The organism is Mannheimia bovis (assembly GCF_014541205.1).
Classification (GTDB): domain Bacteria; phylum Pseudomonadota; class Gammaproteobacteria; order Enterobacterales; family Pasteurellaceae; genus Mannheimia; species Mannheimia bovis.
Genome location: NZ_CP061280.1, coordinates 1,097,585 through 1,124,063, shown reverse-complemented (window position 1 = coordinate 1,124,063; position 26,479 = coordinate 1,097,585). Strand labels below are relative to the sequence as shown.

Below are 26,479 nucleotides of genomic sequence, written 5' to 3'. Positions count from 1 at the left end.
TGTTTCCCTCTTATTGTGTAAATACCAGCTCACACCCATTGAATTTTATGCGTGCGTTGCCGTAAAGTTGGATTTCTCCGCCTAGAATTAAGCTCATTTTCTTGTAATCAGTGATGAATTTTTGCGGTATAGCTTGCAAAATTAGTGCATTATTTAACCGTTTCAATTCTTTAGGATGATTTCTTAAGAAAATAGCCACTTTTTGACTTGTTTCACTCTCCGAACCCTTGCTATTACTAGGGTTACAGTTATTGACACAAGTCCAAGCAGGGCTTCGCCCTGTGTTTGTTTGTGCTTGCTCCTGTTCAGGAGCAGCACTATTTACCGCCTTAGATTTTCGTTCTATGCGGTAAGATTTCAGACGGGTTGTAATAAATTTCACACCCTCTGAAACAACTTGCTTAAACTGATTAAACAGTCCCTTGATTTTCTTGTTTACTACGCCGTACTTGTTCTCCTCTGTTTCTTCGTAATAAGGCTTAACCGGTGCTTGCTTTATGTTGCCTTTGGCTTGTTTATCCATAAAACAGGCGTATTCTGCGTTGTCAGCATAAATGAAAAGGTCTTCCATAAATTTGTCGCCCTCAAAATTGCCAAGCGTGCAACGTCTTAATTCTCGCCAAACGCTAACAGACCCCACACCGTAAAACTGGAATTGGCGAATCCCCCAAAGGCTCGCCCACGCTTTCACACGCTTTGCGTTATCTTTGAAGTCAATTTCCGGTGCTTCGTCTGATGTCAGATCATCTTCATCAAAGCCATCAATGTTTTTAGCGATATATTTCGCAATGTAAGCAGTTGCACTGCCTTTGGTTTTGTCGCATAGCTCAACCTTGCAGCGGTGTTCTGCCGCTCCTTTTTCATCCCCATCTAGCTCTAGGGCTTTACGTTCAAATAGCTCAATAAACTCTTCCACGTGTTCTTGTGGCACATAGCTCAACAAGTGCCAGTGTGGCGTGCCGTCTTGGTGAGGCTCTGCCACCCGCATTCCTTTGTGGTCGATTTTGCGTTTTGCTAATAAGGCTCGGAACTCTTGCCACACCTTATTTAAATAGTTGTGGGTTTGTTTCGGGCTTGAACCTTGCCATTTCTTATTTCTGCCGCCTTTGCTGTGTTGGGCGTGGAATGATGATGGAGCGGTAAGCGTTAAAAATAGGGCTTGGTAACCGTTTTCTTCCGCCCACTCTTCCACACCACGCAAACGGGTCATCATTTCGTAACGGCGTTTGATGGGGTTTGAATTAGAGCGAAACCACATATCGAACAGTTCGATTTGCTCTTCCTCGTTCTCTACGTTCACCAAAATACTGTTTTTGAGAAATCGTAAAGCCTCTGCCTGCTTGCCGCAGTAGAAGCTGAAATGGTCGTTTGAAACGTAAGGGGTTTTCGTGTTCACCTCACCGCAAGCAATGCGTAAATGCTCCAAAAGTTGGGCTTGAATTTTGTTGAACGTTCTCACCCAATGCTTTTTGCATACTGCCTTGTTCAGTGCGGTTTCCATTGATTTTTGACTTGGTTCTTCACCCTTTTCAGTTTTAGCTTGATAGCTCTCCCAGTAGTAATAGGGAAAGCCCACACTTTCGCATAGGTCGCCACACTTCTTATAGATTTCATCTAGCACAGATTCCAAATCTCTATCGCTAAACGCTTTTCCACTTTCCGCTAGGGCGGTGAAGTAGCTCACTTGGATTTGTTGAAAAATATTTGCTACATCTTCAGCTAGGTGTTCTAGCTTACTGTTTGGGATAAGGTAAAACGGCAGATAGTTCTCTTTGTCTGCTAATAGCTCTGCTTTGTCGTGTGCCTTGGTAATTTCGGGGGTATAGTTAAAATATTCCCCTTGAGTGGTGTAATGCTCTTTCGCCCATTCCCATTTTTCGCTAAGTGATTTAGATAGATAGGTGAGGTCTATGCGGTATTGTTTGAATACTAACCCCAAACGGTCTTGCACCAACTCTCTAATAAAATTGTTGGCGTATGTGATTTGCTTTAAGCCGGAACGAAAGGCGATAGAGCCGTCATCTTTTACTGATTTCAGCTCTTTGAGATATAAGCCTCTGAAGTGTTCCCTTTGACGTTTGGTGGGTAGTTTTTGGATCAGTGATTCAACGAAATAGTAGTGATCTTTCGGAATCGCTGAAAATAGTTCTTGTTGTAGTGGGGTGCTTTGTGGGTCTGTATCTGCTAGTGCAAGCGGTTGAATTTTGCGTGGTTTTCGCAATGCGATAACCTCCGCAGCGTGTTTTGCACGTTGCTCATCTACCTCTTTTTCTCTCGCTTCGTAGTTCCACGCCTGAATAGATAAACCGTGAGCAGTGGAATTTACGCTTTTATGGCATTGTTTGCCATCCATTACTAAATTCAACTGCTCACGGTTCATTTTCATTTCTCTTTGATAGGTTTATCATCTTTCCGATACCGTTATTTTTATTTCGGTTTCAGCTTCCATTTTTGCGATTTGTAATCGCTGTTCGTATTGCCACCTGTAGAACAAGTGATTTAATGTTTCATCAAGGCTTGATGCACTAAAAATCAGCATATTGTCTTTATATAAGTGGTAGTGCGGGTTGCTTTCGGGTGGTAATTTCTTAATTTTGAAATTGCTTACGGCAATGAATGGCATTTTCTATCCCTCTTGGTTTATTTCGTGCCGATAACGCACCGAAAAGGCTTGGTATTGACGGTAGGCATAACGGCTACCCCATTTGCACCACAAGCGGTGGAACATTTCACATAATTCACGGTTACGGCTCATTTTACTTTCCTCTCTTATTTCTGCACTAAAGCAGCTCGCTGTTGTAATCGCTGATAAGTCTTTTTAGAGGACTCCCTCTTTTTCCAAGCAGCAAAATCTTTAATTTGCTGTTCAGCCAGTTTTACCAGGCTCACGGCTCCGTTTTGTAAGGTAATTAGCCCTTGTTCTTTATAATGCTTAATACGTTGCCGAGCTTTTGGCAATCCTGCACGAATTAAGGGGTGTAATAATGCTTCGTCTGTCATACTGTTTCCTCATAACTAATAAGGTTGAGTGAATGCCATTTGCCAATATTTGGCTAAATTGATTAAGGGCTTTTCTTTGCCTTTTTTCGGCATAACCGGGATTTTGCCCGCCTCGACTTGGTCTTTTACCCAATCTACCGACATTCCGACCGATTCTGCGAATCTGTCATAAGTCATCACAGGCACGGTTGCCCCGATTTGGATTACTAGCGGTTGCTCCATTTCACCCTCCGGAAAACATAAATCCAATGGACATACAGAAAATGAACGCCCCGAAGAAAAGCATTATTTCAAGAATGATTTGTAGAAAATGTTTCACTTCTCCAACTCCTCGCAAATTGCCCGAATCGTGACTTGCCCGTTGGTGGCTGATTCGATTTTTAGTAGATATTCAGCGGAAATCCCGCCGCCGTTTAGCCATTTCTGCACCGCTCCTTGAGTAACTCCACAAGCGTTTGCAAGGTTAGTTTGACTACCTAAAATTGATACTGCTTTTTTAATACTCTCATTCATACCACTCAACCTATTACCTTAGTTTTAAGCATATTAATACTTGAGTTTTATATTTGCAACTATTATTTTAATGATTTTTTAAAACTAAAGTATTAACATTCAAAAAAAGGAGCTGTTATGTCTGATTTATCAAGTCGTCTGAGTAATTTGCTTGCTCAAAAAAATTTATCTCTAAACGCATTTGCAAAAATGGTGGGGGTTACACAACCTGCTATATCTAAAATCGTGAATGGAGAAACCCTTAATCCAAAATACATTGTTGAAATTGCGGATGCTCTAGACGTATCAGTCGAATGGCTAAAAACAGGCAAAGGTGAAGCTCCTGATTTTGCAAAATTAGAAGATAACCCGACCGCTTACGAAGATGAAAAGCCAATGTTTCGCCTTGAAGTGTTAGATGTGTATGCCTCTGCCGGCAATGGCAGTTTTATAACCGGCGATTTAACTTCATACACGCACGCCGTTGAATTTGAAAATGCCTATTTTGCTCAAGTCTTTCAGCGGGCAAATGCAAAAGGGCTATCCATTATCAATGTAGATGGCGACTCAATGGAACCAACCATCGGTAGCGGCGATTTGCTATTCGTGGACACCACAAAATCAGCCTATCAGGGCGATGGCGTTTATGTGTTTAGCTACGGCGAGAATTTATATGTGAAACGCTTGCAGTTTGCCGGCGATGTGTTGTTAGTGATTTCAGATAACCCACGCTATAAAGAATGGGAAATCAAAAAAGAAAACGAGCATAAATTCAAAATTCACGGCAAAGTGGAATTTATGCAAGGGCATATTAGAAGGGTTTAGGTGGAAATATATGGATATTTTACTTTTCTTTATCTTTGCTCCTTCATTTAGTTTTATACTGCCTCGTTATTGGAAACAAAAACGAAACCTTTCTTACTGGTTAGGTGTTCCGCTTGGGATATTTTTAGGTTTAATTATTGGTGGATTAATTAGTTCTCAAATAGATCAAAAAAATTATACCTCATCTCTTGTACTGGTCGTACTATTCACTAGTTTATTCATTTATTGCTTAAAAGGCATTACACACAAAAAATTAAAAGATACTAATACTGCTGAATTAACAAAACCAAATGAAACATTAGAAACTTCTCTATTAAGTGGAAATATTCAATTTTGGTACACTGATTCTAAAGGTAATAGTACTTTGAGAAATGTAAAAGTGGTTACTATCAATAATGTTTACTTGGAAGCTTTTGATTTAGAAAAGAAAGGGTATAGAACCTTTAGACTTGAATCTATCAATAACGAGATTATTGATATTTCAACTGGCGAAATTCTATCAAAGGATAAATGGCTAGAATCAAATAAAACCAATCAAACGAGTAAATATAATTATAAATCCTCAAAAACTACGACTAACTATAATGATAACTCCCCTCACATTTGTTTTACTGGTTTTCCTAAAGTAGAGCGAGAGCTATTAGAAGCTCTAGCAGAATTAAATGGCTATAGAGTTAGAAAAAGTATTACGAAAAATTTAAATTATTTGGTATGTGGAAACAATGCGGGACCAGCGAAAATTATAGAAGCCGAAAGACGAAATGCTGAAATTATTAGTGAAAAAGAATTTTTATCTAGGATAAATAAATAACCTATCATATTTATAGAGGTGGTATGTCTGACTTGAACGACAAAAGAAATGCAGCTTTTATTCTTACACTATGTGGGCTTATTGATGGAATAGCTTGTGATTTAACATTTAAGAAGCAAGAGGCTATCTTTATTGATACCTTTTTATTAAATGCTACGGATAGCTTTAAATTTAATGAAACATCTATAGCCGTTTACTACGAAGTAAAAAACTTTATCCTGCCTTTTATTGATAACGAAAAAATATTAAATCCTGATGCTTTAATATCTGAAATTGATACATTAATTCAGCATATTTTATCTTTATCATCTTCTTTTATGGAGAACGTTCATTTTCAAATAGAAGATGATGTTTTTTACCTGCAAGGATTTTGTAAAGGGCTTGTTTCAGATGGAAAAATATCTATTGATGAAATTAATGTATTAATAGATTTTCTGAATCAGAAGAGTTATCTATCTACTAACCCTGTCTGTCGAACTCTTTATGATACTTTAGAGCAATTTGCAGGAATTGAATTATCTAACGATGACGTAGAAAAAATAAAACAGCTCATTATAGCCTTTGGTGGGGCAAGTGAAGAAGTTGTAGATGGGTTATCTTTAAGTGAATCAGAGTTTTTCTTTGATAAAGTTGAAAATGCCTCTATTAAAGACTCTAAAATCGTTTTTACCGGAAAATTTTCTATTTGTTCAAGGGGGCTTTGTGAAGCTTTTGCTAAATCACTAAATGCAACACCAACCAAAAATCCGTCATATCAAACAACATTAGTGATTGTTGGTTCTCTTGGCTCGAATGACTGGAGAACAGCCTCATTTGGCAAGAAAATTGAAGAAGCTAAAGAACTACAACAACGTGGTGCTAAATTAAAGATTATCACCGAAAATCAATGGCTAGAATTTATGCCTAGCGATGAACGTGAAATTTTTGAAAACTTAATCCATTCCTAACTTACAAGATAAAGGTTCTTTAATATGGCAGTTCGTAAAGATGAAAGCCGGGGTAAATGGCTTGCCGAAGCCTATGTAAATGGTAAGAGGATTCGTAAATGGTTTGATGCTAGAGCGGAGGCGAATCGCTTTTATAATCAGCTAAAAATAGAGAATAGCCCTTTGGCTCAAGCCGTAGTAGTCAGACGAGAACAGCCTCAAAAGCTATCTGAACTTTGTCAATTATGGTACGAATTACACGGCAAATCACTTTCCGGCGGTGCGGCAAGATACGATAAATTAAAATGGATGTGTAAAGTTTTTGGCGACCCTTACGCCCGTGATTTTACTACATCCGATTTTGCAGAATATCGGGCCAAACGTTTAAACGGGGAAATAGTCAATGATTCAAGCGGTATTGTGCCAAAGGAAAGCCAAGTAAACCGAGAGCAAGCCATTTTGAGAGCTGTTTTTTCGGAGTTGGAAAGGCTGGGAAAATGGAGCGGTGGTAATCCTCTAGCTAAGATTCGAGCTTTTAAGGTTAAAGAGAAAAATCTAGCCTTCTTGCGTTCTGATGAAATAGACCGTTTATTAGATGTTTGCGATAAATCAAGGAATAAGTATTTATCTATTATCGTGCGAATTTGTTTGGCAACCGGTGCAAGGTGGGGCGAAGCACAGGATTTAACATCATCTCAATTAATACCGTATAAAATTACCTATGCTGGTACGAAAAGCGGTAAAAATAGGACGATTCCTATATCTCAAGAGTTGTATGATTTAATCCCGAAAACTAGCGGTAAAATTTTTGCCGGCACTTATTATAAGGCTTGCCATCGTGCTTTTAAATTAGCTCTTAAAGAAGCGGATATTACCCTACCTATGGGGCAGGCCACCCACGTTTTACGGCATACTTTTGCCAGCCATTTTATGATGAACGGCGGTAACATTTTAGTATTGCGTGATATTTTGGGGCATTCCGACATCAAAATGACGATGCGTTATGCTCATTTTGCCCCGGCACACCTTGAGCAAGCCATCACTTTAAACCCTCTCGTAAACCGATAATTTGTGGCGATAAAGTGGCGATTAACTTACCTTATTTTCTTTTATTTTCCCTTATTTTCCATTTTTAAAGCGTTGGTATATCTATAACACTATGATTTTAAAGGGGTTGTTAAGGTTTGGAAGAGATTATGACAAAAGCCTACTACGGCAAGGCTGAATAATCTTTCACTATGACAGAATGACCGCTTTACAAGCGGTCATTTTTGTTGGCTTTTTTGCAAAAATAACAAAAAGTGCAAAAATAATAAAAAATCTCACCGCTTGTAAGTTATCGCCAGCCTCCGCCAAGTGCTTTATACAAGCTAATTAAATTTAAGGCTTGTGAAAGCTGAGATTGAACAAGTTGCTGTTGATAATTCAATACCAACGTTCTTGCTCTAATCACTACATCTAAGGTTTTTTCGCCATATTTAAACAGACTTTGAGCATCGTTTGCCTGCTTTTGAGCCTGTTTTACCGCATTTTGCAATAACTGGCTTTGCTTACTTAAACTAGCTTGATGTTGATAAGCCGAATCTACCTCGCCAAGTGCTTTTAAGAGACTGTTGTCGTACTCAATCATCGCAGCTTGCAAGCGAGCATCTGAAGCATCGATATTCGCTTGAATTCTGCCATTGGTAAAAATCGGGAGCTTCACGCCAACACTCACTAGGTTCGCTAAAGCCGAAATCGGCGAGAGGTCATTGTTGATTTTGATATAACCGCCCTGCCCTAAGAACTGAATATCAAAACGAGGATAAAGATCTGCTTTCGCACTTGCAAGCTTAGCCGCCATTGCTTCTACCTGACGGGCATTTGCTCTTATATCCGGACGGCGTTCAATCACCGTACTTGGCATTTGCCCACTCGGGCTATCCGGAATTTTCGCTAATGGATTACCACTTTTGGCAATGTGAAAACCTTGTGGTACAGAGCCAATCAATACCGCAATATTACGAGTGAGGGCATCAGCTTGTGATTGTAACATTGATTGTTGAGCCTGTAATGCAGTGATTTGAGCTTTAATTTCACTGATTTCATACGCAGTTGCCTGCCCTGCATTAAAACGCCCTTGAATATAACGCTGTAGTTCATTCAAGGTAGACACATTTTTACGAAGAATTTCTTGTTGCTGCTCAATGGCATAAATTCGGAAATAATTTTCCGCAATACTGCTGGAAACTAAAAGCTGTGCACCATAAACTTGTTCTTGGCGTGCTAACGCTCCTGCTCTTGCGGCATCAGCATCGCTGCGTTTTTTGCCAAAAAAATCAGGTTCCCAAGAAGCAGAAATGCCACCTTGTGCTATTCCCGCATCAGATCGTTTTGAATCAAACAGACCTGTATCCATATCCATCAGACCTCCACCAACAGAACCACTTGCCCCAATGTTAATCCCTTTATCGGCTTCGGTATATTGGCTGTTGGCTTGAGCTTCCGCTAATCGGGCTTGGGTGAGTTTGATATCAAGGCTGTTTGCTAACCCTTTTTCAATCAATGCCGTTAATTGCGGATCATTCCAGTTTTTCCACCATTGTTGGATTTCATTCGTTCCTTTAGCTGCTTGAGTTTGATCAAACTCAAGCGGTACTTCAACGGAAGATTGGGTATCGACGGTAATACTATTACAAGCGGTCAAAAAAGCGGTAAAAATTGCAATTGTTGATAATTTATAGAGGTTCATTTTTTATCCTTGTTTAGATAGCATAGATTTAAATTGCATTAATGCGATGCCTAAAAAAACTGCTCCAATTAACGCCATTTTCACTAAGTGCAACCATACCAAATCTAAGCCTGCATTGCGAAATAATATATCTTGAGCATAACTCCCCAGAATAGTAGTGGGCGAGAATTGCGTTAATTGCTGTGCCAATTGGGGCATATTTTCAAGCGGAGAATTTGCCCCTGAAAGCATATACATAACTAAATAAATCGGAATACAGAGCAAGCCAAATTGTGGCATTGTGGGGGCAAAAACCGCCAATAAAATGCCGAGTGAAGCAATAGAAAACAGAAAAATTGCCACACCTAAAATGAAAATCGCAATTTGTTGATTGCTTATCGGTGCACCGAGAAAGCCCGAAACAATAAATTTCAGTGAGAATAAAGTAACAATTAACAGTATTACACCATTAGCAAGAATTTTTGATACTGCAATTTCACTTGAGCGAACAGGCATTACCAATAAATGCTCTATTGTGCCACGCTCTCTTTCCCGAATTACCGCAGAACCTGAAAGCAACAAAGTTAATAAGGTAAGATTACCGACAATCTGCCCTGCTCCCATAAACCAAGCACTATCATAATTAGGATTATATAGCACATTGATTGCGGTATTGAACGGAACAGGCATTTCTGTAGAACCAACAAAACGCTGAATTTCTTGGCTAAAAATTTGGCTGATGTAATGAGCCCCGATATTTGCTTGCGTCATCGCTGTTGCATCAACCAACAACTGCACTTTGGGTTCTTTGCCTGCTAAGGTATCTCGTTGATAATTAGGCGGAATTTCGACAATAAAGGTATATTTCCCCACGTCCATTGCACGATCAACCGCTTGAGGCTCAATATCTTCCACTATTTTGAAATAAGGCGGAATTAATGCATCTTTCAAACGGTAAGATAGTGCTGAATGATCGTAGTTAATTATTCCCACCGAGCCATTTTTAATATCGGTCATCCCTTGTTTCGCAATAGTAATAACGGCAAATGAAAACATATAGATAATCAATAAAACTAATACCTTATCACTAAATAAACTTTTCAACTCTTTAACTGCAAGGAAACCAACATTTTTAAACCAACGGTTCATTTATTTCTCCTGTTTTTTCAACGCAAAAGTTGCTAATGCAAGGTAAACGGCATAAATCGCCGCCAATGCCAAATAAGGTTGAAGGAAATCGGCAAAGCCAAGCCCTTTAGTAAAACCACCTAAGCTGATTTGCTGAAACCAAGCCCCAGGGAAAATCTTTGAAACCAGCTGTACATTTTCATCTAAGCGAGAAACAGGGTACATCATTCCAGAGAAGTTAATAGTCGGTACAATTGAAATAATTGCGGCGGCAAAAATAGCAGCTACTTGTGATTTCACAAAACTAGAAACCAATAAGCCAAAACCTGTTGAAGCACAAATTGCCAATAACACACCTAAGAACATTGCGGTTATCGAGCCTTTAATCGGCACCCCAAATACAAAAATAGCTGCCAGTACCATAATTAAATAGCTGATAAATGAGAGTGCGATATAAGGAAGCTGCTTGCCTAACAAAAACTGGAATTGAGAAGCAGGCGATCCGTAGAGGTTCATAATTGTTCCCATCTCTTTTTCTCTTACCACACTAAGTGCGGTCATCATTGGCGGCACAAGCATCATCGCAAGCATAATAATGCCCGGTGTCATCGCAAACACACTTTTGAAATCTTGGTTATAGATCATTCGAGGCTCTGTTACAGAAGGCATATTCACACTAATGCCATTTTCTCTTAACATTTCCTTTATATATTGTCCGATAACACCCTGTGCAGAGCCTTGTAAATTCTCTGCGGTACTTGGGAAAGCTCCATCAATAAATATTCCTACCTCAGGCATTCTTTGGGCTAAAAGATCCCGACCAAAATCAGACGGAATTTCTAGCACTAATTTAACCTTACCCGTTTGCAGGCTGAGGTTTATCTCATCTATCGAATAAATATTGTCTTGCCGAATAAAATAAGGCGAGCCGGAAAAGGCTTCAATCAATTTACGGCTTTCTGAGCTATTATCGTGATCAAGCACGGTAAAATTTAAAGGTCTGATATCAAAAGAAATGCTTGAGCCCATCGCCAACAGCATTACCAGTGGTCCAAGCAAAGCGAATAGTAAACGTATATTGTCTCTTAACAGTTCTTTTCCTTCACGCACCGCAAAAGTCCAGATGACACTCAGCCCATTTGCAAAAAACTGCTGATTTTTGACCGCTTGTAATGAACTATTTACTTGCTCTTCGTTATCAACAGTTTCTTTTGAAGCAGTTACTTCATCATTTTGCTCTTCTAAATAAATAATAAAGGCTTCTTCAAGTGTTTTCGCATTTTTGCCTAACCTTAATTCTTCAGGTGTGCCAACGCCAAGTACTTTTCCTCGGTGCATAAAAGAAATGCGATCACAACGAGCCGCCTCATTCATAAAATGGGTAGTAACGAAAATGGTAATACGATCTTCTCTGGAAAGTTTAATTAAATACTCCCAAAACATATCACGAGCTGCCGGATCAACCCCAGAAGTAGGTTCATCTAAAATCAACACTTCAGGTTTATGCAGACAAGCAGCGGCAAGCTGTAAGCGTTGTCGAATGCCAAGTGGTAACGATAAAGGTTTTTCCTCAGCTAAATCGGCAAGGTCAAATTGGTTCATTGCATTATTAACATAATGAGACCATTCACTACGCGGAATTTGATAAAGTTTGGCGTGTAGTTCAAGATTTTCTTGTACTGTTAGCTCTTCATAAAGTGAAAATGCTTGCGACATATACCCCACTCGCTTTCGAGTATCAATATTGCTCGCATCAATTGGCTGACCAAGCAATAATGCAGAGCCTTCTGTGGGCTCAAGTAAGCCAGTTAGCATTTTCATTGTGGTGGATTTGCCACAGCCGTTAGAGCCTAAAAAGCCGAAAATTTCACCTTTAGGGATAACGAAGCTCACATTATCTACTGAAACAAAATCGCCAAATTTCTTGGTTAAACCTTCCGCCACAATAACAGGCGGCTCATCTTTTAATGGCTCAAAAGGTGGGATAATCAAGCCATCTACTGCCCCTCGTTTTTCAGGTGGCAATAATTTGATATAGGCTTGTTCTAAATTTTGGCTGTTTGTTTCAGCAATAACAGTTTGAGTGGGTTTATCAACAATTAGCTTACCATCGTCCATTGCCATCACATATTCAAAACCTTCGGCTTCATCAATATAGGCGGTGGCGATAATCACTGTCATCTCTGGTGTTTCAGCACGCAACTCTTCAACTAACTCCCAAAATTGACGGCGTGAAAGCGGATCAACTCCCGTTGTTGGCTCATCTAAAATCAGTAATTCAGGGCTATGCACTAACGCACAGCATAGGCTGAGTTTTTGCTTCATTCCGCCTGAAAGTTTACCTGCTGCTCTATCGGCAAAGGGCAGCAGCCCCGTTGCTTTTAGCAAGCGATGAATGCGTGCTTTCCGCTGGCTTGGAGATAACCCAAACATTCGGGCGTGGAAATCAATATTTTCGTAAATAGAAAGCGTGAGATAGAGGTTTTTCCCTAACCCTTGCGGCATAAAGGCTACTTTATGGGTTAAGATATCTCGGTCTTTCGCTTTTGCTACATCTAAACCAAACAGCGAAATCTTTCCCTGCTGAAGAATTTTTACCCCGGCAATCAGCGAGAGCAAAGTTGATTTCCCCACGCCATCAGGTCCAATCAGCCCAACTGTTCTGCCTTTCGGAATTTCAAGCGAAACATTATCAACCGCCACTGTGTTTTTATAAGTATGGCGAAGATTGCTAATTTTAACCGCAAGTTCAGTCATCATTTATCGGCTCTCTGGCAGTTTTACAGATAATGTTTCAGACCAATCCAAGCTGCTATCATATTTCACATAACCCATTGCTGTCATACCGCCCTTGAAAAATCCAACATATTGTTGGGCAATTTCCTCTGGAATTTGTAGCTTCACTTTAAACATTAATTTTGTGCGTTCCTCCAATGTCTCCACCGATTTTGGCGTAAATTGAGCTTCACTCGCTACATAGCCAATGTATGCAGGGAAAACATAGTCTGTGCCATCAATTTTAATGCGGGCTTCTTCACCTATTTTGATATTATTCGACTGATACGCAGGTAAAAATACATTTAAGTAAACATCTTTAGTATCAAGCAAACTCACCACTTTTGCCCCCATACCTACTACATTGCCGACATCAACAATGCGATACTCTACTCTACCTGCAATGGGTGCTTTAATTAACATATCATCATTTTGTGAAGTCGCTTGGTTGGCTGCTGCTTCAGCTTGATTAACCGTTGCTTCTGCTTGAGAAATCACTGCCTTTGCTTGATTAACTGCCGCCTGAGCTTCTGCTCTTGCTGCTTTTGCGGTTTCAACTGCCGCTAAAGCTGCTTTATGAGCCGCTTGTCGGCGTTCTAGTTCACTGGCAGAAACTAAATTTTCACGGCGTAATTTTCTTGCATTATCTAATTCTAATTTAGCAACAGAGACTTGCTGTTGCTGAGCACTCATTTCCGCAGAAGCTCGAGCTACTGCTTCTTCTGCACGTAATTTTTGAGCTTTGGCACTTTCTACTTGAGCTTTCGCAGCGGAAATTTGAGCCTCTGCGGAAGTTACTTGGCTTTGTGATTGCGTAGAAGAAAAGCGTACAAGCGGTTGATTTTTCTCAACGTTTTGCCCCTCTTTAACTAAAATTTCTTCTACTTTTCCTGCATAAAGGGTTGCAACATCTAAACGTTCTAACTCCAAGCGTCCATTTACTGCAACAATCCCTGACAATTCCGTACGCTCACCCTGTATTTGCTGCCACAAATAAGCCCCACCTGCAGCAAAAACAACCAAAGTTGCAATTAATAATTTCTTCATCTTCTATCCTTATCATCAACCTCACTGGTCTGAAGTGTAAAAAAATAGCATTCTATTAGCAACCACCAAAAAACGATAAAATGTTGTCTAATGATACAAAAAACCATAAAATGTTGCTTATTTACAATGGTTAGTGGGAAATATGAAAAAAGAAGATCCTAGAATTACCCGCACAAAAGAGATTATCCACCAAGCTTTCATTACAACGCTTGAAAAGCAAGATTATGATGACATTACGGTGCAAGATATCTTAAATAATGCCAAAATTAACCGATCCACCTTTTATAAGCACTATTTAAATAAAGACCATCTGGCAACCGATATTATCGAAAAACTCAAAAACAAATCTCTTATTCCTCTTCTTGAAGAGCGTTTTAGTACCCCTACTCTGGAATTTGCAATCAAAGCAGCTCCTGTTATTAATACACTTCGCCACACATTACAGACCTTATGGAAAATTGATACCCACCGTATTAGCTTAAAAAGGCAAATTCAAGAAGAAGTAAAAAAGAAATACATTGACGTTATTTCAACACGAAAAAGTCTTAATGATATTGATGCAGAGTTTCAAGGTAAACTCTTTGCAACGCTTTCTATTGCAATGATGGAACACGTTGTGATGTCAGATAATCCGGTCAATCCGATGGTAATACAAACTAATCTCCAAGAAGTGCTTTCTTATTTTAGCTTGGAATAACCATCTGTTTTACAAAAAAATCTAATTTATACTATTTAGTTATAAGCACTTATTCAAAAAGCCAGTAAACTACTCCAATTTATTCTATTGTTCTTACCTTTTAATTAGGAAATTGTATGTCAATCACAATATTAGACGGCGGAATGAGCCGTGAATTAATGCGTCGTAACGCTCCTTTCCATCAGCCCGAATGGTCTGCTGCCGCTTTGTATGAAGGTCCACACTTTGTGCAAGCTGTTCACGAAGATTTTATCGCTCACGGAGCAGAAGTTATTACTACCGATAGCTATGCTGTTGTACCTTTTCACATCGGCGAAAAACGTTTTTCCGCTGATGGCAAAAGTTTGGCTGATTTGGCTGGTCGTCTTGCTAAACAAGCGGTCAAAAATTCAGGAAATTTTGCAACTCAAATTGCCGGTTCGCTTCCACCGATGTTTGGTTCTTACCGAGCGGATCTGATAAAAATGGAACGTTTTGCAGAAATTGCTCAACCCTTAATTGATGGGCTTTCGCCTTATGTAGATATTTGGTTATGCGAAACTCAAAGTGCCATTATTGAACCCATTTCAATCAAAGCACTATTACCAAAAGATAACCGCCCATTATGGGTTTCGTTCACACTCATTGATGATGAACCAACTACAGAGCCGAGATTACGCTCAGGAGAGACGGTAAAACAAGCAGTAGAGGAAATGGTAGCATTAGGTGTGCAAGCCATTTTATTTAACTGTTGCCAACCCGAAGTGATTGGTGAAGCCTTAGCGGTTACGCAAAAAACGTTAGCTGAACTCAATGCAACTCATATCCGCACAGGAGCTTATGCTAATGCGTTCGCACCTCAGCCTAAAGATGCAACCGCTAATGACGGCTTAGACGAAGTTCGTAAAGATTTAGATCCGAATGCTTATTTAGCGTGGGCAAAAAAATGGACGGAACAAGGAGCGACCATTATCGGTGGCTGTTGTGGTATCGGTGTGGAATATATTGAAACACTCGCAAAAAATTTAAAGTAAGGAATAGCAATGTCAAATAAAAAAATCGGATTAATTTCCCTTACTGCACTTGTATTAAGCTCAATGATTGGCTCAGGCATTTTCAGCTTACCGCAAAATATGGCGGAAGTTGCAGGTGCGGAAGCTATTACCATTGGTTGGCTGATTACCGGTGTTGGTATCATCTTTTTGGGTTTATCATTTTTCTTTATTTCCCGCCTTCGCCCTGATTTAGATGGCGGTATTTATACCTATGCACGAGAAGGCTTCGGCGAGTTGATGGGTTTTATGTCCGCTTGGGGTTACTGGTTATGTGCCACTATCGGTATTGTGGGCTATCTTACCGTTGCTTTTGAAGGTTTAGGCGTATTTACCGATAGTGAAAATACGGTGATTTTCGGGCAAGGCAACACCCTTGCTGCATTCATCGGCTCATCAATTATTGTGTGGCTGGTTCACGCTTTAATTGCAGGAGGGATTAAAGAAGCCGCTTTCGTAAACCTCATCGCAACCTTTGTGAAAGTTGCTCCACTTATTCTATTTATCGGGCTAGGCGTTTGGTATTTTGATGTCGATTTATTTAATTCAGATGTGAAAGCAACCGCATTGAATAATAGCGTAAGCGATCAAGTAAAAAGTACGATGCTGATTACCTTATGGGTATTTACCGGGGTGGAAGGGGCTTCTGTACTTTCTGCTCACGCTAAAAAACGTTCTGACGTAGGCTTGGCAACGGTGTTAGGGATCTTAATTGCGTTGGCACTTTATGTTGCAATTACCATACTTTCGCTCGGGATCTTACCTCGTGAAACCATTGCCAATATGGCAAATCCATCAATGGGTCCACTACTTGATGCAATGATGGGACCAACAGGCAAAGTAATCATCACCGCCTGTTTGATTGTTTCTGTGCTTGCTTCTTATATTAGCTGGACGATGTATTCTGCTGAAGTGCCTTATCGTGGTTCTAAAAATGGGGCTTTTCCTAAAATTTTAGATAAATTGAATGAAAACGGCACGCCGATTAACTCTCTTTGGTTCACGGGTGTTGTAGTGCAATTCTGCCTTGTGTTGGTTTTTGTATTTGAGCAAAGCTATAACACGCTATTATTGATTTCTACTTCAATGATTTTAATTCCGTATTTCTTAATCGGGGCGTATTTATTCAAATTAGCTATTCAAACCAATGCTGCTTGGTACATTAAACTCACAGGCTTTATGGCATCAATTTATGGCTTATGGATTGTTTATGCAGCAGGGTTAGAATATTTACTGCTCTCAGTTGTGCTTTATGTGCCGGGTATTTTGTTGTATCTCTATTCTAACTATAAATTCAACGGTAGATTAACGCTTTCAAACGCAGAAAAGATGATTTTAATTATCTTGCTTGTGATTTTTGGCTACGCAGTGATTGAATTACCAACGCTATTAGCAGAAAGCTAAACGTGAAAAGACCGCTTTTACAAGCGGTCTTTTTTTAAAATTTTTTACAAACGTTGATTTACTTCACTTTTAACTTTTTCCCTACCGTAATCTGATAATTTTTTAAGTTATTCAGCTCACTAATTTTTTGTGGAGTTGTGCCGTATGCTCTGGCAATGGAGTAAACCGTTTCATCTTGTTGAACAATGTGATAGCCATTATTCGAGGTCTTAATCTCTTTTTGGGAAGAGGATTTTTCTTCCTTATTTTTTGACTCTTTAGCTTTTTCTTGTTCTTGGTTTTTAGATGATTTTTCTTTTACGCTTTCTTTCTTTTTATCCGATTTAGCGTTTTGCTCTTTCTTTGTCTCTTTTTGAGCTTCTTCTTTTACTTTCTTGGTATCCGTTTTATCTGCTTTTTCTTCTTTTTTCGTTGCTTCTTGTTTATCGCTCTTATCTGCTTTTTTACTGACGCTTGCTGAACTTATTCCATCATTTTTATAACGATAAGCCACTAAACCTTGATAAATCGCTTTTGCTAATTGACGGCGATAGTTTGCACTAGCAAGCTTTGCTTCCTCTGTTGAGTTAGATAAAAACCCGGTTTCAACCAATACAGAAGGAATATCAGGCGAACGCAACACACTTAAACTCGCGTGTTGTGGGCTGGATTTAGCCAATGAGGTCATTCCAGCCATTTTGCTTAGAATACTTTTCCCTAACTCATAGCCTGTACGCTGAGAATGTGAAAATTGCAAATCTAATACCGTTTGGTTTAAGTAACGCTCTTTATTGCTGGCAAGTACTGCCCCCGCACCACCAAGCAATTCCGATTGTTTTTCGTGATCTTCTAGCCATTTCCCCATTTCATCACTGGCACGACTGTTTGACAGTACCCAAACAGACGCACCTTTCAAGGAATCCCCTCTTGGAGAGGAATCTGCGTGAATAGAAACTAATAGATCGGCACGATGTTTACGAGCAATTTCCGTCCGTTCCGGAAGTTGGATAAAATAATCACCATTACGTGTCATCACCGCTTTAAAGTTTGGGTCAGCATCTAATAAAGCTTTTAGCTCTTTGGAAATAGCAAGCGTAACATTTTTTTCTAAAATGCCTAAGTTTTTGCCGATAGCTCCTGGGTCTTTTCCGCCGTGTCCGGCATCAATAGCCACAATGGTTTTAGCAAAACTCGCAAAACTTAACAAACTCAATGCACTAAAAACAATATATTGGATAACCTTCTTCATCACCTTCCCTACAAGCGGTCTATTTTTGATTAAAATTTACTAAAATATCTGTTGCCGGTTGATTTTGCGGAACAATCGTAATTTGTCGTCCTTCATTCATATAATCAATTTGAATGACAAAATCAGCTTCCGGAATCATTCCTTCACCTTTGCTTGCCCATTCCAACAAACACAATGTTTGTGGTTTGAAATAATCACGAATACCCATAAATTCTAGTTCTTCAGGGTCAGCTAAGCGATATAAGTCAAAATGGTAAATATTCAAAGGGTCGAGATGATACTCTTCAACTAATGTATAAGTGGGGCTTTTCACATTACCTTGATGCCCAAATGCTCTTACAATACTACGAGTTAGGGTCGTTTTGCCTGCCCCTAACTCGCCGTTTAGGTAAATAACCAGAGAGCGGTTGCTGTCTTGCAACAAATAGTTTTTTAGCCCCAATGCGAATGATTGACCAAATTCAAGTAATTTAGTTTCATCTTCGCAGTAAAAAGAGAGTAAATCAGCCATTATTTTTCGTCTAAATTAATAAAATGTTCCCGATAAAACTTCAATTCATTGATAGATTCACGAATATCGTCCAACGCTAAATGTGTATTCCCTTTACTAAATTTATCCAATATTTCCGGTTTCCAGCGTCTTGCTAATTCTTTTAAGGTACTCACATCTAAATGACGATAGTGGAAATAATCCGCCAAATCAGGCATATATTTATAAAGGAAACGTTTATCCTGTGCAATACTGTTACCACAAATTGGCGAACTTCCTTTTGGTACCCAACGCTTTAGGAAATCAAGGGTTTGTAATTCTGCCGCACGTTCAGTGAGTTTACTCGCTTTCACTCGTTCAATTAAGCCATTTGCAGTATGAGTTTTCACACACCAATCACTCATTTTACCTAATAATTCATCAGTTTGATGAACCGCCAAAACCGGTCCTTCCGCTAAAATATTCAGATCTTTATCAGTAACAATTGTTGCTATTTCAATAATGCGTTCTTTTTCAGGATCTAAGCCTGTCATTTCAAGGTCGATCCAAATTAGATTTTGTGCATCTTGGTTCATTCTATTTCCTTTTTTATTACTCAATTATTTTGCAAATTTTAAGGCATTTTTGACCGCTTGTGGCACGAATTGGCTCACATCACCATTGTGGCGGTAAATCTCTCTCACCATTGTAGAAGAAAGATAACGCCACTCCACTGAAGGCGGAAAGAAGATCGTTTCTAAATCGCCCGATAATTTTTGATTTAGTTGAGCAAGTTGAATTTCATAGTCAATATCGTCTGCACCACGAATGCCACGAATAAGCACCTTCGCATTCTGCTCTTTAGCAAAATCCGCCAGTAAACCACTAAAACCAATCACTTCAATATTATCAAGCTCTGCACAACTTTTTTTCACTAATTCAACACGCTCTTCTAACTCGAAAAGCGGTTGCTTACTTGGATTTTTAGCCACCGCAACAATCACTTTTCCAAAGAGCATCGAAGCCTTACGAATAATATCTAAATGCCCATTGGTAATAGGGTCAAAAGTCCCTGCATAAATTACGTTATAGCTCATTTTATTTCTCTATTCTATTATATAGGGAGCAAGCAAATCTAAATGGCGTTTTAATGCACCTTGATTTTCTTGTAAGACACTAAAACCTGAAGCGGCTATGTCTTGTCCGATTTGTGGTTGAGTTAATAATAATTCGATACTTTCAGCTAAGGCTTTAGCAGAACTTTCAACTTCAATCACACCTTTAACTTCTCTTAGTTTTTCAAATACTTCCGGAAAATTGTAGGTAAATAGTCCTGAAATAACCGGTATGTTAAAAGCGATTGGCTCAAGCGGATTATGTCCGCCGTGTTTAACTAAACTCCCCCCCACAAAAGCAATATCAGAAAGCCCATATAGTAACATCATTTCGCCCATTGTATCGCCTAGTAACACCTTCGTTTCTTGATTTAATGCCTTATGTTCTGAGCGTTTTATATAATCTAAGCCTGATTTTTTAACCAAAAGCTCGACTAACTTAAAACGTTCCGGATGTCTCGGCACTAAAATCAGCACTAAATCAGGATACTTATTTAATAAAATTTGATGGGCTTCTAAAATCAATTTTTCTTCACCTTCGTGCGTGCTGCCTGCAATCCAAATTGGTCTTGTCTGCAAATTCAGAGCTGACTTTGTTTCCAGCACGCTTTGGTGTAGCTCCGGCGTAATTTCCAAATCAAATTTAAGGTTGCCTGTATTTACCATTTTGGCAGGATCATAGCCTAACGCCAAATAGCGATCTTTACTTACTTCATCTTGTGCTAAAATCAGCGAAATTTGATTGAGCATATCCTTCATACTACGCTTAAACCAACCATAACGCTTAGCCGAACGAGGAGAGAGCCTTGCATTGGCAATTACAAACGGAATATTGCGTAAATATATTTTGCGGATCAAATTCGGCCACAGCTCGGTTTCAATCACTATCATCATCTTTGGATCGATAAAATTTAAAAACCGTTCCACCGCATCGGGCAAATCGTAAGGCAAATAAAAGTGCGAGACAGAATCGCCAAAAGCTGACATAACTCGATCCGAACCTGTCGGTGTAACCGTTGTAACAATAAGCGGTAAATCCGGATAGTGTTTTCCAATCGCTTTGATTAGCGGAGTTGCCGCAATCACTTCCCCCACAGAAGCAGCGTGAATAACCACACCTTTAGCTTTTGGTTTTTCGGCTTCGTCATATACGCCATAACGTTCCCATAAACGTTTGCGGTAGGCAGGCTGCTTACGCCCTTTGTACCACATTAGAAAAAGTATAACGGGTTGTAATAAATAACTTAGACAAATATAGAGTAAACGGAGCATTTATTTTCCTTACAAGCGGTCTTTTTTTCTAATTTTTTTACCAATCAGTCTTATTATACCTAAAAATAAACCACGAAATAGTTTGGATTTCGTGGTTTACATTATTTTAAACGAAATTAAGCTTGATGCGGATTGCGAGTATTTGCATTTACTAAGTTACGCATTAAAAGGGCAAAATCCAACTCAATGTCTTGTGGCACATCTAAAAAAACAAAGTGTCCGTCCCCTAAGGCGGCTTCTACGCTTTCGTTTTTGCGGTTTAGCATACGTTCAATTTTGAACACGATATTGCCTTTTGGTGTCATCATTTCCACCGAATCGCCGACTAAGAATTTATTTTTAACGGCAACTTCCGCCATTCCTTCTGTATTGCGTTTGCCGGTAAACTCACCTACAAATTGCTGGCGTTCGGAAATTGAATAGCCGTATTCATAGTTTTGGTATTCATCGTGCGTGTGGCGACGTAAAAAGCCTTCTGTATAACCACGATGAGCGAGACTTTCTAAAGTATCCAACAACGATTCATCAAACGGCTTGCCGGCTGCGGCATCATCAATCGCTTTACGGTAAACCTGTGCGGTTCTTGCACAGTAATAGAAGGATTTAGTACGACCTTCAATTTTCAGTGAATGCACGCCCATTTGCGTTAAACGTTCTACGTGTTGCACCGCTCGCAAATCTTTCGAGTTCATAAAATAAGTGCCGTGCTCATCTTCAAACGCAGTCATTTGCTCGTCAGGGCGTTGCGATTCGGTATAAAGGAAGACTTTATCCGTTGCCTCACCTGTTCCTAACGTTGGTGCGACATTTTTGATCTCAATTTCAGGCTCGTATTTCGGTACGATTTGTCCGACTTCATCGACTTTGCCTTCTTCCATTTTGTATTCCCAACGGCAAGCATTGGTGCAAGTGCCTTGGTTTGGATCACGTTTATTGATATAACCGGAAAGCAAGCAACGTCCTGAATATGCCATACATAAAGCACCGTGTACAAAGATTTCTAACTCCATATCCGGTACTTGTTGGCGAATTTCTTCAATTTCTTCAAGAGATAACTCACGCGATAAAATTACTCGGGTTAAACCCATTTGACGCCAAAACTTCACTGTTGCCCAATTTACCGCATTCGCTTGAACCGAAAGGTGGATATCCATTTCCGGAAAGTTTTCACGCACTAACATAATCAAGCCCGGATCTGACATAATCAAAGCATCCGGCTTCATATCCACCACAACTTTTAAGTCTTTAATAAAGGTTTTTAATTTTGAGTTGTGCGGGGCGATATTCACCACCACATAGAATTTCTTGCCTAATGAATGAGCTTCATCAATCGCAATTTTCAAATTCTCGTGATTAAATTCGTTATTACGCACACGCAAGCTGTAACGTGGCTGTCCTGCGTAAATAGCATCTGCACCGTAAGCAAAAGCATAACGCATATTTTTTAAAGAGCCTGCTGGTGAAAGTAGCTCAGGTTTAGCATATTTTAAAGTCATAGGTAATCTCTTTTTCTGATAACAAGTCAGGACTTTCCACCAAAGGAAAGCGTAAGCGGTCTATTTTCCAAGAAATCTTGCATATTGGCAAGTCAATCTATTACAATCTGATTTTTTATGTGGGGAAACTATGAAACTTAAACTACTTTTAGCAACAACGTTGTTTGCCTTTTCAACATTAGGCAACGCTCAAAGCATCAAAATGGAAATGATGCAAATGAATATGAACGCCAACAAATTAGTCAGAGCGAATTCGGCAGAAGAATTTCAACAAGCTGCGAAAAATTTTGTTGAAATTACCGAGAAAACCAAAGCTATTTTTCCAAATAGTGTAGAGGGCGATAAAGCTGCTGAAGAAGATTACCAAGCAGGTATGCAAAAATTGATAGATGTGGTAACAGAAGCGGATAAAAAAGCTCAAGCCGGCAATTTGCAAGAGGCGAAAATAATGATTTCAGAGCTTGAAATTTTAAAGCGTGAATATCATAAAAAATACAAATAATCGCAAAATAAAGGGTAAGTTAAAACTTACCCTCTATTATTTATTCAAACTCCAATTCAACTGAATTTTCACCCAATAACTCTTTTAGTTCCGAGAACATCTGCTCGTTCGGCATTACTCGCCATTCCACGCCACCTTTTAGTAACACACGCCCTTCCGGACTTTGATAATAGAAGTGTAGTGGCAATGTACCTTCCTTGTGAGGTGCAATGATAGCGGTCATTTTTTTGATAAAATTTGCAGAAAGCTGTTCTTTGTTGATTGCCAATGCCAAACTTTTAGCAAATCGACTACGTGCTTCATCAAGAGAAAATACCTCTCTTGCAGACATTTTTAATCCGCCACTGAAATCATCAAACTGCACCGAACCTGTTGCCACAATGATTTGATCTTGTTGCATTAAATGCCCAAAATTTTCTAATGCTTCAGAGAAAAGCGTGATATCGAGTTTACCCGAACGGTCTTCAATAGTCGCAATGCCGATACGGCTTCCCCGTTTCGTTACAGCTACCCGTGATGCCATCACAATCCCCGAAACGGTTGTCATCTGCCCTCTGAAAGTCGGTTGTAGCTCATTAAGCCTATTTGGGGCATAGTGCGATAGCTCTTTTAAGAACCTGCCAATTGGATGCCCGCTTAAATAAAGCCCTAACGTCGCCCTCTCCCCGTCTAAAATCGTTTGTTCAGACCATTTTGGCGTATTGGCATAGGCATTTTGCACCTCTTCAGGGGTTTCGGTAAGCACGCCAAACATATCGCTCTGCCCTAACTCTTCCATTTTGCTATGCTGATCCGAGGCTTTTAACGCATCTTCTAAATTTTTCATTAAAGCTGCACGATGCGGACCTAATTTATCAAACGCTCCAGACATAATCAGACTTTCAAAAGTACGGCGGTTAATTTTTTTCAGATCGACACGGGCAGTTAAATCAAACAGATCGGTAAAACGCCCACCTTGATTGCGAGCCTCCAAAATCGCCTCAATCGGACCTTCACCCACGCCTTTAATTGCCCCTAAGCCGTAAACAATTTCGCCTTTTTCGTTTACGCTGAAACGGTGTTTTCCGCTATTCACATCAGGTGGCACAACTGTTAAGCCCATATTGATACATTCATCATAAAAGCCAACGATCTTATCGGTATTGTCCATCTCTGAAGTCATTACCGCTGCCATAAATTCTGCCGGATAATGGGCTTTAAGCCACAGTGTTTGGTAAGACACCAGAGCATAAGCTGCCGAGTGCGATTTATTAAAGCCATAGCCGGCAAATTTTTCTACTAAGTCAAAAATCGCTCCGGCTAATTTGCCATCAATTCCTTTCGATTCTGCCCCTTTTTCAAAAACTTCACGTTGAGCCGCCATCTCTTCCGGCTTTTTCTTACCCATTGCACGACGAAGTAAATCTGCCCCACCGAGCGTATAGCCGGCAAGCTCTTGGGCAATCTGCATTACCTGCTCTTGGTAAACAATAACGCCATAGGTTGGCTCTAAAATAGGTTTTAAGCATTCGTGTTGATATTCAGGATCAGGGTAAGACACTTCTTCCTTGCCGTGTTTACGGTCGATAAAGTTCTGCACCATTCCCGATTCCAGCGGACCAGGACGGAATAATGCCACCAAAGCGATAATATCTTCAAAACAGTCAGGCTTGAGGCGAGAAATCAGATCTTTCATACCACGGCTTTCAAGCTGGAATACCGCCGTCGTTTTTGCCGCTAACAGTAGATCAAAGGATTTTTTGTCATCAAGCGGAATACTTTCTATGCGGACCGGCTCTTTACCTTCTCGCTCTAAGCGAGCATTCACCATCTCTAATGCCCATTTAATGATGGTTAAGGTACGCAAACCCAAGAAGTCAAATTTTACAAGACCTGCATATTCCACATCATTTTTGTCAAAATGGGTAACAGGGTGTAAACCTTCGCTATCACAATAAAGTGGTGAGAAATCGGTAATCGCCGTTGGGGCAATTACGACCCCTCCTGCGTGCTTACCGGCATTACGGGTGACACCCTCGAGCTTGCGAGCCATATCGATCAAATCTTTGACTTCTTCATCAGCCTCATAAAGTTCAGGGAGTTTTGGCTCGGCAGCAAAAGCTTTTTCTAATGTCATTCCCGGATCGGGCGGAATCAGCTTGGAAATTCTGTCCACAAAGCTATAAGGATGTCCAAGCACACGCCCCACATCACGAATTACCGCTTTTGCCGCCATCGTTCCGAAGGTAATAATTTGCGATACTGCTTGGCGACCGTAAGTTTCCGCCACATGCTCAATCACACGATCTCGCCCGTCCATACAGAAATCGACATCAAAATCGGGCATTGAAACCCGTTCAGGGTTTAAAAAACGCTCGAAAAGCAAGTCAAATTCCAATGGATCTAAATCAGTAATTTTTAACGCATAAGCAACCAACGAGCCTGCCCCCGAGCCTCGCCCCGGACCAACCGGAATATCGTTATCTTTAGACCACTGAATAAATTCCATCACAATTAGGAAGTAACCCGGGAAGCCCATTTGGTTGATAACATCTAATTCAACTTGCAATCTTTCGTCATAAACTGACCGCTTGTTAGCTCTTTCTTCAGGATCAGGGAATAGAAATTCAAGGCGTTCTTCTAAACCTTCTCGAGATTTTTTTACTAAAAAATCTTCGGTTGAAAGTTCACCGGTTGGGAAATTTGGTAGGAAATATTCGCCCAAACGTACCGTAACGGAACAACGCTTCGCAATTTCTACTGTGTTAGCTAATGCACTCGGCAAGTCCGCAAATAGCTTGCACATTTCCTCTTCTGAGCGGAAATATTGCTTAGGAGAATATTTTTTAGGACGTTTCGGATCGTCTAAGGTAAAACTGTCGTGGATGGCTACACGGATTTCGTGAGCGTCAAAATCCTCTTCTTTTAGGAAAACAATATCGTTCACCGCAACTAATGGAATTGCATTTTTTTGGGAAAATTCGACCGCTTGTTTAATGTAACGCTCTTCGTCTACCCGCCCTGTGCGGCAAACCGACATATAAAAATGATTTGGGTAATATTGTTGATAAAAAGAGAGCTTCTCAGCAGCCTCCGATAGATTTTCTTTAAGTAAGGCTTTACCCACATCGCCCATTCGTCCGCCTGAAAGCACAATAATACCTTCATTCAGCTCAGCCAGCCATTCTCTCTCTACCATTGGAAATTCAATGTATCCTTGTTGATAGGCTTTGGAGAGAATTTGAGTAATATTGTGGTATCCCTTATTATTTTTAGCTAATAGGGTTAGCTCGAAATAATCATCACCACCTGTATCTGATTTGACATACACATCAGCCCCAATAATCGGCTTAATACCTGCTCCCAACGCTTCGCCATAGAATTTCACCAAACCGCAGAAGTTCGTGAAATCGGTTAAACCCATCGCCACCATATTGTTGGCAACTGCCGCTTTGACTAAAGGTTTCACTTTGGCTAAACCGTTAATCATTGAGAAATCACTGTGAACTTTTAAATGAACGAAACGACAATCAGACATAATGCTAAGGAGAATTAGAATTTAAAGGAGTATT

The 26,479-nt window shown here is 39.9% G+C and carries 25 protein-coding genes; 8 read left to right on the top strand and 17 right to left on the bottom strand.

The window, feature by feature from the left end; genetic code table 11:
* Window positions 1–10 precede the first annotated feature (10 nt).
* The 6 genes from ICJ55_RS05685 to ICJ55_RS05665 all read right to left on the bottom strand — a co-directional run bounded on the left by ICJ55_RS05685 (window position 11) and on the right by ICJ55_RS05665 (window position 3,513).
* Window positions 11–2,386 (bottom strand): replication endonuclease, encoded by a 2,376-nt coding sequence (locus ICJ55_RS05685; RefSeq protein ID WP_188155929.1) that lies wholly within the window; start codon window positions 2,384–2,386, stop codon window positions 11–13.
* 18 nt (window positions 2,387–2,404) lie between these two features.
* Window positions 2,405–2,623, bottom strand: coding sequence for a hypothetical protein (locus tag ICJ55_RS05680; RefSeq protein ID WP_188155928.1), 219 nt, complete (start codon window positions 2,621–2,623; stop codon window positions 2,405–2,407).
* A gap of 3 nt (window positions 2,624–2,626) precedes the next feature.
* Window positions 2,627–2,755, bottom strand: coding sequence for a hypothetical protein (locus tag ICJ55_RS10740; RefSeq protein WP_279611686.1), 129 nt, complete (start codon window positions 2,753–2,755; stop codon window positions 2,627–2,629).
* 14 nt (window positions 2,756–2,769) lie between these two features.
* Window positions 2,770–3,000 (bottom strand): hypothetical protein, encoded by a 231-nt coding sequence (locus tag ICJ55_RS05675; RefSeq protein WP_188155927.1) that lies wholly within the window; start codon window positions 2,998–3,000, stop codon window positions 2,770–2,772.
* A 15-nt stretch (window positions 3,001–3,015) separates the two neighbouring features.
* Complete coding sequence (locus ICJ55_RS05670) at window positions 3,016–3,222, bottom strand: hypothetical protein (RefSeq protein ID WP_188155926.1); 207 nt, start codon at window positions 3,220–3,222, stop codon at window positions 3,016–3,018.
* 93 nt (window positions 3,223–3,315) lie between these two features.
* Complete coding sequence (locus tag ICJ55_RS05665) at window positions 3,316–3,513, bottom strand: transcriptional regulator (protein WP_188155925.1); 198 nt, start codon at window positions 3,511–3,513, stop codon at window positions 3,316–3,318.
* 117 nt (window positions 3,514–3,630) lie between these two features.
* Between ICJ55_RS05665 and ICJ55_RS05660 the strand changes: the two genes are divergently transcribed.
* From ICJ55_RS05660 to ICJ55_RS05645, 4 genes are read left to right on the top strand one after another with little or no spacing between them, the layout of a single operon-like run.
* Window positions 3,631–4,317: an XRE family transcriptional regulator gene (locus ICJ55_RS05660; protein ID WP_188155924.1), complete on the top strand. Its 687-nt coding sequence runs from the start codon at window positions 3,631–3,633 to the stop codon at window positions 4,315–4,317.
* Between the two features lie 10 nt (window positions 4,318–4,327).
* Window positions 4,328–5,128: a BRCT domain-containing protein gene (locus ICJ55_RS05655; RefSeq protein ID WP_188155923.1), complete on the top strand. Its 801-nt coding sequence runs from the start codon at window positions 4,328–4,330 to the stop codon at window positions 5,126–5,128.
* A 23-nt stretch (window positions 5,129–5,151) separates the two neighbouring features.
* On the top strand, window positions 5,152–6,075 hold the full coding sequence (locus tag ICJ55_RS05650; protein WP_188155922.1) for a BRCT domain-containing protein: 924 nt from the start codon (window positions 5,152–5,154) through the stop codon (window positions 6,073–6,075).
* A 24-nt stretch (window positions 6,076–6,099) separates the two neighbouring features.
* On the top strand, window positions 6,100–7,122 hold the full coding sequence (locus tag ICJ55_RS05645; protein ID WP_188155921.1) for a phage integrase: 1,023 nt from the start codon (window positions 6,100–6,102) through the stop codon (window positions 7,120–7,122).
* Window positions 7,123–7,390: 268 nt separating this feature from the next.
* Here the strand turns inward: ICJ55_RS05645 and ICJ55_RS05640 are convergent, their stop codons facing one another.
* From ICJ55_RS05640 to ICJ55_RS05625, 4 genes are read right to left on the bottom strand one after another with little or no spacing between them, the layout of a single operon-like run.
* The gene (locus ICJ55_RS05640) at window positions 7,391–8,785 is read right to left on the bottom strand and encodes an efflux transporter outer membrane subunit (protein ID WP_188155920.1); all 1,395 of its coding nucleotides are present in this window, start codon (window positions 8,783–8,785) and stop codon (window positions 7,391–7,393) included.
* A 3-nt stretch (window positions 8,786–8,788) separates the two neighbouring features.
* Window positions 8,789–9,913, bottom strand: coding sequence for an ABC transporter permease (locus tag ICJ55_RS05635; RefSeq protein ID WP_188155919.1), 1,125 nt, complete (start codon window positions 9,911–9,913; stop codon window positions 8,789–8,791).
* Window positions 9,914–12,649, bottom strand: coding sequence for a ribosome-associated ATPase/putative transporter RbbA (gene rbbA / locus ICJ55_RS05630; RefSeq protein WP_425168892.1), 2,736 nt, complete (start codon window positions 12,647–12,649; stop codon window positions 9,914–9,916). It lies immediately after the preceding gene.
* A 3-nt stretch (window positions 12,650–12,652) separates the two neighbouring features.
* The gene (locus tag ICJ55_RS05625; RefSeq protein ID WP_188155917.1) at window positions 12,653–13,714 is read right to left on the bottom strand and encodes an HlyD family secretion protein; all 1,062 of its coding nucleotides are present in this window, start codon (window positions 13,712–13,714) and stop codon (window positions 12,653–12,655) included.
* Between the two features lie 142 nt (window positions 13,715–13,856).
* Between ICJ55_RS05625 and ICJ55_RS05620 the strand changes: the two genes are divergently transcribed.
* The 3 genes from ICJ55_RS05620 (at window position 13,857) to ICJ55_RS05610 (ending at window position 16,846) form a co-directional block, all read left to right on the top strand.
* Window positions 13,857–14,411 carry a TetR/AcrR family transcriptional regulator gene (locus ICJ55_RS05620; protein ID WP_188155916.1) on the top strand — a complete coding sequence of 185 codons (555 nt, stop codon included), beginning with the start codon at window positions 13,857–13,859 and terminating at the stop codon, window positions 14,409–14,411.
* A 116-nt stretch (window positions 14,412–14,527) separates the two neighbouring features.
* The gene (locus tag ICJ55_RS05615; protein ID WP_188155915.1) at window positions 14,528–15,424 is read left to right on the top strand and encodes a homocysteine S-methyltransferase family protein; all 897 of its coding nucleotides are present in this window, start codon (window positions 14,528–14,530) and stop codon (window positions 15,422–15,424) included.
* Between the two features lie 9 nt (window positions 15,425–15,433).
* Complete coding sequence (locus tag ICJ55_RS05610) at window positions 15,434–16,846, top strand: basic amino acid/polyamine antiporter (RefSeq protein ID WP_025235622.1); 1,413 nt, start codon at window positions 15,434–15,436, stop codon at window positions 16,844–16,846.
* A 58-nt stretch (window positions 16,847–16,904) separates the two neighbouring features.
* On the opposite strand, the gene ICJ55_RS05605 is transcribed toward ICJ55_RS05610, so the two are convergent.
* The 6 genes from ICJ55_RS05605 to trhP all read right to left on the bottom strand — a co-directional run bounded on the left by ICJ55_RS05605 (window position 16,905) and on the right by trhP (window position 22,426).
* A complete protein-coding gene (locus tag ICJ55_RS05605; RefSeq protein ID WP_188155914.1) occupies window positions 16,905–18,074 on the bottom strand; it encodes an N-acetylmuramoyl-L-alanine amidase in 1,170 nt (389 codons plus the stop codon).
* A 19-nt stretch (window positions 18,075–18,093) separates the two neighbouring features.
* Window positions 18,094–18,585 (bottom strand): tRNA (adenosine(37)-N6)-threonylcarbamoyltransferase complex ATPase subunit type 1 TsaE, encoded by a 492-nt coding sequence (gene tsaE / locus ICJ55_RS05600; RefSeq protein WP_188155913.1) that lies wholly within the window; start codon window positions 18,583–18,585, stop codon window positions 18,094–18,096.
* A complete protein-coding gene (orn, locus tag ICJ55_RS05595) occupies window positions 18,585–19,139 on the bottom strand; it encodes an oligoribonuclease (RefSeq protein ID WP_188155912.1) in 555 nt (184 codons plus the stop codon). Before orn ends, tsaE begins: the two co-directional genes overlap by 1 nt.
* A 24-nt stretch (window positions 19,140–19,163) precedes the next feature.
* Complete coding sequence (gene coaD, locus ICJ55_RS05590; protein ID WP_188155911.1) at window positions 19,164–19,640, bottom strand: pantetheine-phosphate adenylyltransferase; 477 nt, start codon at window positions 19,638–19,640, stop codon at window positions 19,164–19,166.
* A 9-nt stretch (window positions 19,641–19,649) separates the two neighbouring features.
* Window positions 19,650–20,930 carry a lipid IV(A) 3-deoxy-D-manno-octulosonic acid transferase gene (gene waaA, locus ICJ55_RS05585; RefSeq protein WP_188155910.1) on the bottom strand — a complete coding sequence of 427 codons (1,281 nt, stop codon included), beginning with the start codon at window positions 20,928–20,930 and terminating at the stop codon, window positions 19,650–19,652.
* A 116-nt stretch (window positions 20,931–21,046) separates the two neighbouring features.
* Window positions 21,047–22,426: a prephenate-dependent tRNA uridine(34) hydroxylase TrhP gene (gene trhP, locus ICJ55_RS05580; RefSeq protein WP_188155909.1), complete on the bottom strand. Its 1,380-nt coding sequence runs from the start codon at window positions 22,424–22,426 to the stop codon at window positions 21,047–21,049.
* A gap of 130 nt (window positions 22,427–22,556) precedes the next feature.
* On the opposite strand from trhP, the gene ICJ55_RS05575 reads away from it, so the two are divergent.
* Window positions 22,557–22,928: a cytochrome b562 gene (locus ICJ55_RS05575; protein ID WP_188155908.1), complete on the top strand. Its 372-nt coding sequence runs from the start codon at window positions 22,557–22,559 to the stop codon at window positions 22,926–22,928.
* Between the two features lie 40 nt (window positions 22,929–22,968).
* Here ICJ55_RS05575 and dnaE read toward each other — a convergent pair whose 3' ends face one another.
* A complete protein-coding gene (gene dnaE / locus ICJ55_RS05570; RefSeq protein ID WP_188155907.1) occupies window positions 22,969–26,445 on the bottom strand; it encodes a DNA polymerase III subunit alpha in 3,477 nt (1,158 codons plus the stop codon).
* Window positions 26,446–26,479: the final 34 nt, after the last annotated feature.

What these genes read in the sequence shown, in the direction of transcription:
- ICJ55_RS05610 (WP_025235622.1), top strand. Translation starts at nt 15,434, where the DNA reads ATGTCAAATAAAAAAATCGGATTAATTTCCCTTACTGCACTTGTATTA.
- ICJ55_RS05655 (WP_188155923.1), top strand. Translation starts at nt 4,328, where the DNA reads ATGGATATTTTACTTTTCTTTATCTTTGCTCCTTCATTTAGTTTTATA.
- dnaE (WP_188155907.1), bottom strand. Translation starts at nt 26,445, where the DNA reads ATGTCTGATTGTCGTTTCGTTCATTTAAAAGTTCACAGTGATTTCTCA.
- ICJ55_RS05675 (WP_188155927.1), bottom strand. Translation starts at nt 3,000, where the DNA reads ATGACAGACGAAGCATTATTACACCCCTTAATTCGTGCAGGATTGCCA.
- ICJ55_RS05680 (WP_188155928.1), bottom strand. Translation starts at nt 2,623, where the DNA reads ATGCCATTCATTGCCGTAAGCAATTTCAAAATTAAGAAATTACCACCC.
- waaA (WP_188155910.1), bottom strand. Translation starts at nt 20,930, where the DNA reads ATGCTCCGTTTACTCTATATTTGTCTAAGTTATTTATTACAACCCGTT.
- ICJ55_RS05625 (WP_188155917.1), bottom strand. Translation starts at nt 13,714, where the DNA reads ATGAAGAAATTATTAATTGCAACTTTGGTTGTTTTTGCTGCAGGTGGG.
- coaD (WP_188155911.1), bottom strand. Translation starts at nt 19,640, where the DNA reads ATGAGCTATAACGTAATTTATGCAGGGACTTTTGACCCTATTACCAAT.
- ICJ55_RS05615 (WP_188155915.1), top strand. Translation starts at nt 14,528, where the DNA reads ATGTCAATCACAATATTAGACGGCGGAATGAGCCGTGAATTAATGCGT.
- ICJ55_RS05670 (WP_188155926.1), bottom strand. Translation starts at nt 3,222, where the DNA reads ATGGAGCAACCGCTAGTAATCCAAATCGGGGCAACCGTGCCTGTGATG.
- rbbA (WP_425168892.1), bottom strand. Translation starts at nt 12,649, where the DNA reads ATGACTGAACTTGCGGTTAAAATTAGCAATCTTCGCCATACTTATAAA.
- ICJ55_RS05665 (WP_188155925.1), bottom strand. Translation starts at nt 3,513, where the DNA reads ATGAATGAGAGTATTAAAAAAGCAGTATCAATTTTAGGTAGTCAAACT.
- ICJ55_RS05640 (WP_188155920.1), bottom strand. Translation starts at nt 8,785, where the DNA reads ATGAACCTCTATAAATTATCAACAATTGCAATTTTTACCGCTTTTTTG.
- ICJ55_RS05660 (WP_188155924.1), top strand. Translation starts at nt 3,631, where the DNA reads ATGTCTGATTTATCAAGTCGTCTGAGTAATTTGCTTGCTCAAAAAAAT.
- ICJ55_RS05645 (WP_188155921.1), top strand. Translation starts at nt 6,100, where the DNA reads ATGGCAGTTCGTAAAGATGAAAGCCGGGGTAAATGGCTTGCCGAAGCC.
- trhP (WP_188155909.1), bottom strand. Translation starts at nt 22,426, where the DNA reads ATGACTTTAAAATATGCTAAACCTGAGCTACTTTCACCAGCAGGCTCT.
- ICJ55_RS05620 (WP_188155916.1), top strand. Translation starts at nt 13,857, where the DNA reads ATGAAAAAAGAAGATCCTAGAATTACCCGCACAAAAGAGATTATCCAC.
- tsaE (WP_188155913.1), bottom strand. Translation starts at nt 18,585, where the DNA reads ATGGCTGATTTACTCTCTTTTTACTGCGAAGATGAAACTAAATTACTT.
- ICJ55_RS05635 (WP_188155919.1), bottom strand. Translation starts at nt 9,913, where the DNA reads ATGAACCGTTGGTTTAAAAATGTTGGTTTCCTTGCAGTTAAAGAGTTG.
- ICJ55_RS05575 (WP_188155908.1), top strand. Translation starts at nt 22,557, where the DNA reads ATGAAACTTAAACTACTTTTAGCAACAACGTTGTTTGCCTTTTCAACA.
- ICJ55_RS10740 (WP_279611686.1), bottom strand. Translation starts at nt 2,755, where the DNA reads ATGAGCCGTAACCGTGAATTATGTGAAATGTTCCACCGCTTGTGGTGC.
- ICJ55_RS05650 (WP_188155922.1), top strand. Translation starts at nt 5,152, where the DNA reads ATGTCTGACTTGAACGACAAAAGAAATGCAGCTTTTATTCTTACACTA.
- orn (WP_188155912.1), bottom strand. Translation starts at nt 19,139, where the DNA reads ATGAACCAAGATGCACAAAATCTAATTTGGATCGACCTTGAAATGACA.
- ICJ55_RS05605 (WP_188155914.1), bottom strand. Translation starts at nt 18,074, where the DNA reads ATGAAGAAGGTTATCCAATATATTGTTTTTAGTGCATTGAGTTTGTTA.
- ICJ55_RS05685 (WP_188155929.1), bottom strand. Translation starts at nt 2,386, where the DNA reads ATGAAAATGAACCGTGAGCAGTTGAATTTAGTAATGGATGGCAAACAA.